Source organism: Cytobacillus stercorigallinarum, assembly GCF_014836495.1.
Lineage (GTDB): Bacteria > Bacillota > Bacilli > Bacillales > Cytobacillaceae > Cytobacillus > Cytobacillus stercorigallinarum.
Map to the genome: position 1 here is coordinate 120,033 of NZ_JACSQT010000004.1, position 13,050 is coordinate 133,082.

The window sequence follows — 13,050 nt, forward strand, 5'->3', positions numbered from 1 at the left end:
TCTTATCCCTCTAACTCCTCTTCAATCAAACGTTTGATTGAATCATAATCAAATGGATCTGTCACCATTTTCTCGTTAATCATAATCGTTGGTGTGAGCTTGACTTCATATTCATTTACGAGTGAAGTATCATGATTAACCGCCTCTATTGTTACGCTTTTTTTCATTTCTGCCAACAGATCTTCTTGTGGAATTGACGTCGTTTCTGCGACGACTTCCTCTAGCACTTCCGTTGTTAGCCAAACAGAATCATGTTGACCACTCTCTGGTTGCATATCGAACAACCCTTTATGGAATGCCCAGTACGAATCAGGTTCCAATTGATGAACAGCTTCGGCTGCGACTGAACCTAATTTAGACTCATCCCCGTGGAAGAGCACGTTGATATAAGAGAAACTTACTTGATTCGTGTCTACATAATCTTCCACTAATTGCGGATAAATGGTTTCACCCCATTGTTTACACGCTGGACATTTAAAGTCGCCAAATTCTACGACCTGGACAGTTGATTCCACCTCGCCCAAAACAGGCTGCCCTTCAATAGAGGGAGCCTCTTCAAAAGATGTATACGCATCCTTTTCATTATCTTGATTGTTTATGAACACCATGATAACAACTGCTATAACGACAATAATCGTAATAAAAAATAATAACTTCATCGGTTGGAATTGATTCTTATTTGCGCTCATACTGCTCTCCTTTATGTAGATGTACCACTTTTAAGAATAATATATTCTTATGCAGAAAATAAGGAATTTCCGTGAAGTCAATATGAAGTTCGATCGACTTGCTTACTCCAAGCATCAAAAGGGAGCTGTGATTGCTTAAGTGTTAATTGTACAAACGGAAGACCTCTATCTTTCGGGTCTACGGCAATCTCTTGGTAAATAAAATCATCATCAAAAAGCGCGCTTGCTGCATCTTTTCGATCCGCTGCGTAATAAACTTTATCCAAACGCGCCCAATAAATCGCACCTAAGCACATGGGACAAGGTTCACAGCTTGTATAAAGCGTACAGCCTGTTAATGTGAAAGATTGTAATTTCGTACAAGCTTCCCTAATAGCCATTACTTCCGCGTGTGCTGTTGGGTCATGAAGATCCGTTACCCTATTCACACCTTTGGCAATCACCTTCCCATCCTTTACAATGACTGCTCCGAAAGGTCCACCTGCATTTATGACGTTTTCTACCGCTAGATCCACTGCCTCTGTTAAAAATTGTTCGTGATTACTCATCTCGTCCCCCCATTATTTAGGCTTTTTGTTTAATACCATGAGAGGCTAACAGGATTTGCAACTGATCATGTGCCTCTATTGAAGTAATGAGTAAGCTTACCTGACTCGAACGACCTAAATGAAGCTTCATCTCAAAACCATCATTTACTTTTTTATCAAAACCAAAATGACGGTTATTAATATCAATAGACTGAACCTCATAAGAATCAATTTTATGCCAAGGAATATACTTTAGTCCTTTCACCATCCCTTTTTGAAGAAAAACCAATTGGTTAAACAGAAATTCCATTTGAAAAAGAGGTAAAAGTAACAGCATATAATTCGCGACATTTAACTGATCAGTAAAAACAATGAACATGATCGCGATAAACACCCAACTTGTGATAAAAATAAAAGTAAAAACACTACCCTTCTGACTAGCTACCTTTGGTTCTGCTATCGGCCTTTGCGCCTCAATACGAATGTCCTCTAATACTTCATCTGGCAATGGGAATACCCTATTTTTCTTAATCTTAAAGAAAACATTAAATAAACGATAATAATAAAAAATTAATAACATAAGCAGTAAAATAGCAAATAACCATTTCATTCTATTCACCCCCTCTATTGTTTACGAAAACCCCCTTCTAATGTTTCGTAAAAACTAAAGATTAAGATAATTAAGCAAAGGCAGTTAATAGAATCGCCAGTCCGTTAAAAATGCTATGGATAATCATCGCAGGATAGATGGAGCCTGTTTTCTCGTAAGTCCAAGCAAAGATCAGTCCACTGAAAAAATTAACTGGTAATGTGTTATAAGTCGGTAAATGTACCACCGTAAAGATTGTGGAACTAATGAGCATACTCAGTCCAATATTACATTTAGCCCTTAACCACCTGTAAATAAAGCCACGATACAAAATTTCTTCATAAATGGGTGACACAATGGCCGCAGATATAAAGGCAATTAGAATCGTCAATCCATTCAATTCTGCTGTTAATGAAGCCGTTTTTTTATTTTCTACGCCAACACTGAATAAGTCCATGAGAATAACAAGCAATACACTGCCCACAATGAGAAAAATTGTCCATCCGATAATCGGTAGCCAATAGCTCTTAGCAAACGGCCTCAAGCCAAGCGACTGCCAATTCAATCCATATGGTTTAATCGTAATATAATAAAGAGCCACTGTAAAGACAATTGCCATGATTAACCCTGTCAAAGTCCCCGCATATAAATCGTTTTGAAACCATTGCTGTAATAGGTCATGTGCCCAATTTTCAATTAATATCGGCACGATGATGAAGACAAACATCAGAATAAGTAAAAACGTTTGTATTGACCAGCGTAATTCTTTTAAAAATAACGTATTCATTCCATTTACCCCCAATTTTTTTGATATATTAAGAGTACCTGGTTACGTAACGTCACCTTCAAGTCCAAAGGAGAGAAAAAATGAATTATTTTTCGACGGGTAAAATTGCTAAAGATTGGTCAATTTCTGTTAGAACTTTACGATATTATGATGAAATTCAATTAGTCACCCCTACATATAAAGACGATTATGGCAAACGTTTCTATACCAAACTGGACTTACTTCGTCTGCAAAAGGTATTGCTATTAAAGAAAGCAAATATGTCGTTAGAAGATATACAAAAGCTCATTGACGAGACGACTGTATCATCAGTGCTAGATATCCATCTTCAAACATTGAAAGCGACAATTAACGATATCGGACAAGCGCAAAAATATACGCAAACTTTAAGGAACATCGTAGATTTAGAAGGAGAGATTGGTTGGGAACAACTTCTTCCATTAACGTTAAAAGAGAGTGAGGATCATACACCGCAGGCAAAGGAATGGGAGACATCACTTCCCAAATTAGAGAATGATGATGGTCAAATTAAGAAATGGATGAATATTATTAAACGCATAGAACTTTGTTTAAAAAACGGAGAAGCGCCTTCTTCTGATGTTGCCCAATTGATTGCGAGTGATGTGGAAATCTACTCAATGGAGATGTTCAAAGGTGACCAAACACTCGCTGAACAATTTTGGAAAACACGACGATCAAAAGAGGAATCAGAAGAATTAAACTTATATCCTATTAAGCAAGAAGTTATCGAGTTTCTCGAGTCAGCCCTTACCTATATGAAGAATAAAAGCTGACTCAATTTTATTTAACCTGTCATGATATCTTCACTCGGATATCTAATCTTCTCTTGTCTTGGTTTGGCTAGAGAAAAGGCAAATGTTAATGGCCCAACTTTTCCGAGAAACATAATAAATACAATAATAATTTTACCAATGTTAGAGAGATCAGCCGTAATCCCCATAGAAAGCCCAACCGTCCCAAAAGCTGAGACCGTTTCAAACAATAATTTTAAAAACGGCTCTGGTTCTGTAATATTCAAAATAAATACAGCTAAGAAGATAAATAAGAAACTAATCATAGAAATAGCCAATGATCTAAATATGATGGTTTCTTTAATGGCTCTATTAGCAATGGTAATTTGCTGCTTTTGCTTTAAAAAACTCATAACTGATAATACGATTACTAAAAAAGTCGTTAACTTAATTCCACCACCCGTAGAGCCGCTACCCGCACCAACAAACATGAGAAGTAGCATGAAAGTAATGGTTGCTTCATGCATATGACCTATATCGATTGTATTGAATCCTGCCGTCCTCGGTGATGTCGCTTGAAAGTAAGCTGCCCAAAGTTTATTACTCATTTCAGACATAGCGCCTAATGTATGGGGATTATGAAACTCCATCACAAATACAACGAACATCGCAAAAGCATTGATAATGAAAGTCCCAATAATCATCAGTTTTGAATGTAAACTCAGCTTCTTAAATTTACGTTTATACCAAATATCCGCTAAAACAGTAAAACCAATCCCACCAATAATAAACAAAAATGAAATCACAATATTAACAATCGGGTCTCCCACATATCCCATTAAATTATCAGGAAACAGCGATAAGCCGGCATTATTGAAAGCAGAAATGGAGTGAAAGAAGCTGAGGTACATACCCCTGCTCCAACCAAATTCAGGGACCCAAGTAATGGCTAAAAAACACATAGCAATTAGTTCAATCGTAAAGGAATAAATGAACAAACTTTTTACTAATTTAATCACTCCACCAATAGAGGTATGATTTAATGACTGTTGGACTAATAACCGTTCTCTAAACCCTATCCTTTTCCCAAGAAGCATAAAAATTAACACTGCAAAAGACATAATCCCTAAGCCGCCGATTTGTATTAACGCAAGGATAACTAATTGTCCAAATAGTGTATAGACTGTACCAGTATCTACAACAGCTAACCCCGTTACCGTCATAGATGAAGTCGCTGTAAATAATGCATCTGTCCAGGTAACCTGTGTTGTTGTTGCAAATGGGAGTTTTAATAAAACCGTCCCTAATATAATGAAAAACAAGAACACTAACACTAGCAACTGAGATGGGTTTAACCGAACGATTGCGTTGTTCATCTTTCTATGCTCCTTCTTTTTCAAAGCGTATAATATCTCTTTTTTTACCTACTACTATTAAAATATCATTCATTTGAATTGGTTCTTGTTCACTTGGCGAAACGATAAAGGTGTGCTCTCGTTGAATCCCGACAATATGACAATCAAACCGCTTAGCCATTCGTAAATCTTTTAATTTACAACCACCAAATTTCTTTCCAACAAGAATTTCAGCGATACTATAATCATGAGCTAGTTCAATATAATCAACCATTGAATTTGAGACAATATTTCGCGCCACTCTGATCGCCATCTCTCTTTCTGGTTGGATCACTCGGTCAACACCTATCTTTTCTAAAACCTTCGCATGATACTCGTTATGTGCTTTGACCCAAATCTTAGGAATACCCATATCCTTCAGAAGAAAAGCAGTTAAAATACTTCCCTGTACATCTTCTCCAAATGAAATAAAGGCATGATCCACATTATTCACCCCAATTTGCCTTAAGGATTGCTCATCTAGTGACTGTAAACAGACAGCATGTGTAGAAAGGTCACGATGTTTGATTACTTTCATTTCATCCTTATCGACCGCTAAAACTTCAACATTCATCTCATTCAATTCTTGTAGCATCGTTGACCCAAAATGCCCCAGACCAAACAAAGCAAATGTTTTCTTCATATTCTATCCCTTCCTTACTATCGACTTGTAAATATTTCAATGAGAAAAAAAAGAACAGCAAAAAGACCACAGAGGGATCCCCCGTGGTCACGTTATTTGATCACAAGTTTCCATCCTTTCTTAACGCTTACGAAGTTAGCTGTCGGATTAGGGTCAAGAATAACCCTTCCTTTTTTCTTTAAAGGATTCACCCCAAGTAGATTAGTCTCTACAAAAGTGGTTCCTCCGCTCCAATTAAGGACTCAGCGATTGAGATGATATTTAATTGATGAAGTTATATTACTCCCCTTTTTGTTTTCTGTAAAGGTAAAAAATATTTATGTTTACTAAACCCTCCGTTTACATACATAAATGAAGAGCAATCATAACAGAATAAAGATGTTTCAGTTTTACTTAACAATCCTTTTATAAGACGAAAGTCATTGTCTACCATACTATGACATAATAAAAGTGCAGTATGAAATTACTAATAAAGAGGGGATTACAATGGGATTCAAACATATTACAGTTGCAGGTAGTGGGGTACTTGGCAGCCAGATTGCTTACCAAACAGCGTATAGTGGTTTTCAAGTAAGTGTATATGATATTTCTGAAGAAGCATTAGAAACAGCTAAAGGTAGAATACTGAAGCTAAAGGAAAACTATAAACATGATTTACAGGCAACCGATGAACAAGTCGATGCGGCATTCGACCGGATGGCTTTTTATACTGATTTATCTAAAGCTGTTGAGCAAGCTGATTTAGTGATTGAAGCTGTTCCAGAAGTCGTAAGCATTAAAGAAGACTTTTATAAAAAGTTAAGTGCAGTCGCACCGAAAGAAACCATTTTTGCAACGAATTCATCCACATTACTTCCTAGGCAATTTGTCGCTTTCACAGGGAGACCATCACAATTTCTAGCATTGCATTTTGCGAATGAAATTTGGAAAAACAATACGGCTGAAGTAATGAAACACCCAGGTACAGACATGGTTGTTTTTAACCAAATCGTTGAATTTGCAAGAGAAATCGGGATGGTCCCGCTTCAATTGCACAAAGAACAACCAGGTTATATCTTAAATTCTTTGCTTGTTCCATTATTAGAGGCAGGTCAAATGTTATTAGTGAATGAAGTAGCTGACCCAGAAACCATCGATAAAACATGGATGATTGGTACTGGTGCTCCACTAGGTCCGTTCGCTATTCTAGATGTCGTTGGAATCCGCACAGCATACAATATCTCACAAGCAAAAGCAGATGCTACTGGTAATGAAGCCTTTAAAAAATTAGCGAACCTTTTAAAAACAGAGTATATTGATAAAGGGAAACTCGGACGTGAAACAGGAGAAGGCTTCTATAAATATCCGAACCCAAGTTTTGCTGACCCTGAGTTTTTGAAATAATAAAAACCTGGTCATTCCAAAATGGAATATAACATAAAAGGACGTCCAGAAGTCGCAAAATGACTTTCTGGACGTCCTTTATACTCTTAAGAATCTTGCTAAATCAAACTAAGGCATTTACCTCCACTATTTAAACAGATGTTTTATCTGCAAACTCAAGCAAAAATATCCGCAATGCGTTCATAAGATTGGCGTTGATCAGCAAAATGATAGGTGTTATTCAATAATAACCAGTGGTCACATTCGTAAAGTTCACTCCATTTGCTGAGCTCTGTTTTTACTTTTGCTGGCCCACCGATAATCATTCTTTTTCTATTTGCTGCGATTCTTTTCTTATCTTCTGTTGTTAACCGCATTGCTTTTGCTTCCTCATATGTCGGGATGCGACTATCGATACCCTTTTCCGTTCTTAATAACCATATATCTTGCGTAATTGCTAACTCCTCCGCCTCTTCATCTGTCGCACCACATATGACTAAGGCAGCAGTAATAGCTTGGGGATTAGCTAAAAGCCCCGGTTGAAAATCCTGCTGATATTGTTTGTGCGCATGCACACCTCTTCCCGGCTGAATAAAGTGACCAAACACATAGCCGATTCCCAGCTCTGCTGCTAACTGGGCACTATTTTCTCCTAACCCTAGACTATAAAGGTTTGGCAATACCCTCGTTCTTGGGGTTGCTTGTACCGATTGATCTCCTTCGAAGTAATGCAACAGCTGTTTTACTTTTTCAGGATAGATACCCGTTTCATTCTTTACGCCATTAGCTAAAGCCGAACGAATTCTTTCCGGTCCCCCTGGTGAACGCCCTATACCCGCTTCGATTCTTCCTGGAAAAATTGATTGAAGTTGCAGCATCTGCGTAGCTACTTTATACGGACTATACTGAGACAACAAAATCCCGCCACTCCCTACATGAATGGACTTGGTTTTTGCCGCTGCCGTTGCCATGAGGATTTCAGGTGCACTAGCAGTCATCCCTTTTGTCCCATGATGCTCAGCAAACCAATAACGCTCATATCCCCACTCTTCTGCCAATTGTACTTTTTTAATGGTTTCTTCTACCGTTTCCTCAACTGAGAAGTAGCGAGGCCTCGGCATTTGATCAAGTATTCCTAGATGCATGCTTCATACCCTTTCTAAACGCACGTTTTCATACAAGCTAGTATACCAATCTATTGACCATCTTAAAACGAAGTTGCTTGAATGGGACTCACAAGAAGTAGGCGTTCACTTATCTTTATGCACACATAGAAAAACCAGCCAATAGCTGGTTTATTCTACCTCCACAATATCAGGACTAATATCTAATCTCTCAGCAATTTCTGTCTTAATATCATCAGCTGAATTGAATTCAAAATCATAAAAGTGGTCCCATTCTTTCGCCGGCTCATAATCATTTAGAAGCTCCATATTTTTCCCATAAAACAAAACTGTATCTACTCTTAATAAAGCATCTGCTGCTTCCTTCTGTTCATTATCGTCTGTAAAATATTCTTCCATTTCATCCTGTAATACGATTTTCACAGCTGTTAATTCTGCCATTTCCTATCGCCTCCATCTCTTAACTATTTATTACCTCGTAACAGATTATTTTAAACAGAGGTTATGTTGAGATTTTTAGGCATGTTTGGCAATCGCTTCTCCAAGTTCTGAAGAAGCTTGATGGAAATAGGACAATACCACTTCTTTTATATCTCGATCAATCCCTTTTAAATCTGCAGCAATATTATCGATTAAATGCTCCTTCTCTTGTGGATTTAAAGAATGATAAAATTCCCCAGCCTGGGCATAATCATTTTGCTTTATTAAATCACTTCTTTGTAATTTCCCTTCAACAAATCGGCCATCTCCACTTGTCACCTGATTGGCAGGCGTCCAATCTGCTTGGTCATTTACCGGTAACTTCCTAAACCCCGGCCCGATCCTCCTTCTTTGTGAATCGCTATAAATATTCGCTCGACCTTGTAGCATCTTATCATCTGATAACTCTGCTCCCTCTAGCAGATTAACCGGTGAAAAAGAGACTTTCTCTACTTCTTCCATATAATTTTGCGGGTTTCTATTTAAAACCATTCGACCAACAGGTACCAATGGATACTGTCTTTCATCCCACACTTTCGTATCATCAAGCGGATCAAAGGTTAACTTTTCCTTATCGGTAGGATCCATTAATTGGACGTACAATCCGTATTCTACTGTTTTGCCAGCCGCAATTGTATCAAAAAGGTCTTTCCCAGCGTAATCTGGATTCTCACCGGCTAGTTTCCCTGCTTCCTGCCTCGTAATATATTCAATCCCTGCAAACGGATACCAATGATATTTCACATATTTCCTTTCTCCCTTCGCATTCCGCCAAACATATGTATTCACACTATGCCCTGGGATATGCCGCAAGCTTTTCACCGTTCCAGCATCGGAATAAAGGTGGACGACAAAATTTAACGACTCTGGTGCCCTTGCTACAAAGCTCCAAAAACGATTCGGATCAATTAAATTATTAACTGGAGATGGTAAAAACGCTTTAATCGCCTCTGGGAAACGGATCGTATCACGCACAGAGAAAACAGGAATATGATTACAAATTAAATCAAATATCCCTTCGTCTGTATAAAACTTAGTTGCAAACCCTCTTACATTTCTTGACGTATCAGGCGTTCCTTTCGTACTTACTGCTAATGAAAATCGCACCATGACAGGTACTTGTTGACCAGGGCGCTGCAAAAAGCTTAGCTTTGTATGCTCTTTCATCGAATGCACGGTTTGAAAATAGCCGAAAGCACCGAAACCTTTGACATGAACAGGTCGCTCAAGGATTTTCTCATGGATAAATTCTTGGAGTGTTTCATGTTCTACACTATCCTGTTTTAAGATAGGTCCTCTTTTGCCAACAGTTTGTGAATGAAGCTTTGCCGGTTCGTCCCCTTTCCATTTATTTAAATCTCTATCTTGCACTTCTTCTTCTGGTTGATTTCCTCGACTATTGAAATGAATCTTTGCTTGTCGCTGATGTTTTTCGTTATTTTCGTCCATATTTCCCTCCATATTCTTCTCTGTCTTTCTTTTAATTTAATATGAAGGACAACTACTTTTTATGTTTCTTTCTATAACAACTTTTACTTAGAATGCTCATTACAACAAAGATTAAATAGATAGGAATAGTTGATATAAAAGCACATAAAAAAACCACCAGAAACCAACTCTGGTGGATTATTTGATCTTATAATTAATTTATTTTCATTTCCCCTAAAGCAATTAAAGATTGAATAATTAAAAATAGTTGATGTGTTTCTTGTGGATTACGCAAGTCCTTTTCTAATAGATGTTCAATCTTTCGAATTCGATGGCGAAGACCGCTCATAGATAAATTTAAATCAATTGTGGTTTGTTCCAACTTTCCTCCGTTTAATAAAAACACATATAAGGTTTGCAATAGGTCTACCATCTTACAGTCTGATAAATCATATAGTGCGCCTAATTCTTGTTTGGCGATTGTTTTCACCCCAGCTGTATTTTTAGAATTAATGAGAACGCCAACGATTCCTAACTGTTTAAAGGACATCATATTTTCCTTTGAAGATAGTCTTAAAGAAACAAGAGCCTCTTCATAGTGTTGATGGGCGCTTGTAATCTCATTTCCTTGATTGCTAAGACCAATGGTAAATTCACCATTAGGAAAGTCCATACGTAAAGTTTTCATTAATGGACGGAAAAATTTTTCATGATGTTCATAGGAAAGTGCCGCATCAGGGACCAAAATGATTAGATGATGATCACGCATATTGATTAATACACTTTTCTTTTTTTCACTAAAGTAGCGAATCATCCATTCATATATATCTTCCTGTAACTGAAATTCTTCCTCAAATGATTCTGTACCGATACTAAAATCAATCATGGCCAAGAAATAGGACTGTGTTAAATCGATACCTGTATATTTACCCCTTTTAATAATCTCTGCTTTAGACGTTTTTCCTTCTAATATACGTTCTAAGAAACTACCTTTCATTCTCTCTAACGATTCAAAGCGTGTTTTTTCATTTAATAATATTAGGGAAGCAGCATTAGCAAAGCGTTCCAGTAATAAATAGTCAGATTCATGACTGTTATCTATCGTTGGTTCATAAACAAATGAGCAGTACCCTTGAATTTTCTTTTGAACTAAAATAGGGGCCATCAGCCTTGTCTGCTTTTCAGTATGGACGATTCTCTTTTGAAAAAATAATGGATAGGTAGGATGCTTTTCTTCTTTATCATTCATATGAAGTGAAAAATATTGCTTCATATCATCCGTCAGTTCACGGCATTCATCTGGAGATAAGCCTGCACTAGACATTTGATAAAAATCAATTGACTCTATCACAATCGGTAATTGCATATGATCGTAGACAAGTTCAGTAATTTCTTCTAAACTACTACCCCCGGAAATCTCTTCAGTTAATTTGCTTTGAAACTCAGCTAGTTTTGTTACAAAATTACGCTGATCTAATAATTGTTCATATGTATAAGCTAACTCTTTAACAATGGGGGTTTCTTCATAGGGTGAATGAGCATCTTCCCCTTTCATCGCCCATTGCTCTTGTGATTGGATTGTCCATTTGCATTCGGCATCACCCTTCGCCACACAACAAGTTTCTTTTACTAGCAGTGACACACCTGTGATGGTAGTCATATAGCCGCTTGCATAACCTACTAATGTATGACATTGCGGTGTATCACTATATCCATGTAGTCGAATATGTTCTTCAGCTTCATAAGAACCATACCAAATCCCCTCTGAATAGAGAGATTTTACATACTGATTGTTTTCACACATTGTTAAATGACAAATATGCTTCACACCCGTAATTTGCCCATTTTCCTTATGATACAGGGGACCGTGCTTGATTAAGTAAGGAATCGAAGTATGCTCTTTCATTGCCTTTTTAGCATCCTTTACCCCGTTCTCCCATCCGAAAGAAAATAAGAAACTCTTAAGGCGCTCAAAACCTATATGCTTAACGAGTTGATGACGCAAAATACCTAATGATGCCGATGGTGTCGAAACGACTCTTTCATGCCCTTTTGTAATAGGATTGATTGAAACTTCATCAACAACAATATGCATAGATAACCTCCTAAATCCCAAGATTGAAAGCGCAAACATTTCTATTTCTTTAAAAAAAGGGGAAATTTCGCCCCTTTCAGTCTATTTTATTAGAAGATTGAATGATTTGCTAGTTTTGAAACGAAAGTTCACATGCTTTAAACTTTAGACGAATGTTTTTACTTTCGCTAACTCTGCCGCGACATCCACAATCATATCTTCTTGCCCTCCGACAACTTTTCGGTTACCTAGTTCAATTAAAATATCTCGTGCGTCTAAGTTGAATTTTTCTGCTGCACGCTGGGCATGTAAAGCAAAACTAGAATAAACGCCTGCATATCCAAGCACTAAACTATTTTTAGTAATTTCTTGAGGAACAGGTAAGATAGGTGCCACAACGTCTTCAGCTAGATCCATCATTTTATAAAAATCCACACCTGTTTCAATGCCCATTCGATCTAATACACCAACTAACACTTCTGTTTGCGTATTACCCGCACCGGCTCCAAGACAACGAACACTTCCATCGATTCTTGTTGCGCCTGCTTCAATGGCAGCTAACGTATTTGCCATTGCTAATGAGAGATTATTATGAGCGTGGAAACCAATTTCCACACCAATATTTTCTTTCATTGCTTTGATTCTTGTTGTCACTTGATTCGGTAATAAAGCTCCAGCAGAATCCACGACATAAACAATATCAGCACCGTAACTTTCCATTAGTTTTGCTTGTTCAACGATTTTCTCCGGTTCTGCCATATGAGACATCATTAAGAATCCAACCGTTTCCATCCCAAGCTCTTTAGCAGCATAAATATGTTGGGCAGACACATCTGCTTCTGTCACATGTGTAGCGATACGCGCCATCTTCGCCCCTAGTTGCTGCGCTTGTTTCAATTCTTTAACTGTTCCTATACCAGGAATTAATAAGACAGCCACCTTTGAAAAGTCAGTTACAGCCACAGCTGCTTCGATTAATTCAAACTCATTCGTTTTTGACCTTCCATATTGCAAAGATGATCCTGCTAGACCGTCCCCATGAGCTACTTCAATATAAGGCACCTTAGCTTCATTCAAGCCTTTCGCAATCTTCTCCACTTGCTGAACAGTATATTGATGTGAAAGCGCATGACTCCCATCTCGCAATGCCACTTCCGTTAATAATACCTTTTGACGTTCGGTCATATGAATCTCTCTCCTT

13 protein-coding genes and 1 riboswitch are annotated in these 13,050 nt (G+C 37.6%); of the genes, 2 read left to right on the top strand and 11 right to left on the bottom strand.

All coding sequences use genetic code 11. The features are described 5' to 3' along the window. Nucleotides 1–2: 2 nt before the first annotated feature. The 4 genes from H9655_RS10530 to H9655_RS10545 all read right to left on the bottom strand — a co-directional run bounded on the left by H9655_RS10530 (nt 3) and on the right by H9655_RS10545 (nt 2,592). On the bottom strand, nt 3–689 hold the full coding sequence (locus H9655_RS10530; RefSeq protein WP_191813703.1) for a DsbA family protein: 687 nt from the start codon (nt 687–689) through the stop codon (nt 3–5). A 77-nt stretch (nt 690–766) separates the two neighbouring features. Further along, nucleotides 767–1,237: a nucleoside deaminase gene (locus H9655_RS10535; protein ID WP_191813705.1), complete on the bottom strand. Its 471-nt coding sequence runs from the start codon at nt 1,235–1,237 to the stop codon at nt 767–769. A 16-nt stretch (nt 1,238–1,253) separates the two neighbouring features. Beyond that, nucleotides 1,254–1,826 (bottom strand): hypothetical protein, encoded by a 573-nt coding sequence (locus H9655_RS10540; RefSeq protein ID WP_191813707.1) that lies wholly within the window; start codon nt 1,824–1,826, stop codon nt 1,254–1,256. Nucleotides 1,827–1,896: 70 nt separating this feature from the next. Beyond that, nucleotides 1,897–2,592: a CPBP family intramembrane glutamic endopeptidase gene (locus tag H9655_RS10545; RefSeq protein ID WP_191813709.1), complete on the bottom strand. Its 696-nt coding sequence runs from the start codon at nt 2,590–2,592 to the stop codon at nt 1,897–1,899. 80 nt (nt 2,593–2,672) lie between these two features. Here H9655_RS10545 and H9655_RS10550 point away from each other — a divergent pair, with 80 nt between their 5' ends. Continuing rightward, nucleotides 2,673–3,386, top strand: a complete 714-nt coding sequence (locus tag H9655_RS10550) for a MerR family transcriptional regulator (protein WP_191813711.1) — start codon at nt 2,673–2,675, stop codon at nt 3,384–3,386. An 11-nt stretch (nt 3,387–3,397) separates the two neighbouring features. On the opposite strand, the gene H9655_RS10555 is transcribed toward H9655_RS10550, so the two are convergent. Then, nucleotides 3,398–4,720 (bottom strand): TrkH family potassium uptake protein, encoded by a 1,323-nt coding sequence (locus H9655_RS10555; protein ID WP_191813714.1) that lies wholly within the window; start codon nt 4,718–4,720, stop codon nt 3,398–3,400. 4 nt (nt 4,721–4,724) lie between these two features. Then, nucleotides 4,725–5,381 (bottom strand): potassium channel family protein, encoded by a 657-nt coding sequence (locus H9655_RS10560; RefSeq protein ID WP_191813716.1) that lies wholly within the window; start codon nt 5,379–5,381, stop codon nt 4,725–4,727. A gap of 110 nt (nt 5,382–5,491) precedes the next feature. Beyond that, a riboswitch (cyclic di-AMP (ydaO/yuaA leader) is annotated at nt 5,492–5,639 on the bottom strand. A gap of 228 nt (nt 5,640–5,867) precedes the next feature. Between H9655_RS10560 and H9655_RS10565 the strand changes: the two genes are divergently transcribed. Beyond that, on the top strand, nt 5,868–6,764 hold the full coding sequence (locus H9655_RS10565; protein ID WP_191813718.1) for a 3-hydroxyacyl-CoA dehydrogenase: 897 nt from the start codon (nt 5,868–5,870) through the stop codon (nt 6,762–6,764). Nucleotides 6,765–6,919: 155 nt separating this feature from the next. Here H9655_RS10565 and H9655_RS10570 read toward each other — a convergent pair whose 3' ends face one another. The 5 genes from H9655_RS10570 to dmpG all read right to left on the bottom strand — a co-directional run bounded on the left by H9655_RS10570 (nt 6,920) and on the right by dmpG (nt 13,034). After that, on the bottom strand, nt 6,920–7,888 hold the full coding sequence (locus H9655_RS10570) for an LLM class flavin-dependent oxidoreductase (protein WP_191813720.1): 969 nt from the start codon (nt 7,886–7,888) through the stop codon (nt 6,920–6,922). A 150-nt stretch (nt 7,889–8,038) separates the two neighbouring features. After that, complete coding sequence (locus tag H9655_RS10575; protein WP_191813722.1) at nt 8,039–8,308, bottom strand: hypothetical protein; 270 nt, start codon at nt 8,306–8,308, stop codon at nt 8,039–8,041. Between the two features lie 75 nt (nt 8,309–8,383). Beyond that, a complete protein-coding gene (locus H9655_RS10580; protein WP_191813724.1) occupies nt 8,384–9,796 on the bottom strand; it encodes a catalase in 1,413 nt (470 codons plus the stop codon). A 193-nt stretch (nt 9,797–9,989) separates the two neighbouring features. Continuing rightward, on the bottom strand, nt 9,990–11,870 hold the full coding sequence (locus H9655_RS10585) for a helix-turn-helix domain-containing protein (RefSeq protein WP_191813726.1): 1,881 nt from the start codon (nt 11,868–11,870) through the stop codon (nt 9,990–9,992). Nucleotides 11,871–12,014: 144 nt separating this feature from the next. Continuing rightward, complete coding sequence (dmpG, locus tag H9655_RS10590) at nt 12,015–13,034, bottom strand: 4-hydroxy-2-oxovalerate aldolase (RefSeq protein ID WP_191813728.1); 1,020 nt, start codon at nt 13,032–13,034, stop codon at nt 12,015–12,017. Nucleotides 13,035–13,050: the final 16 nt, after the last annotated feature.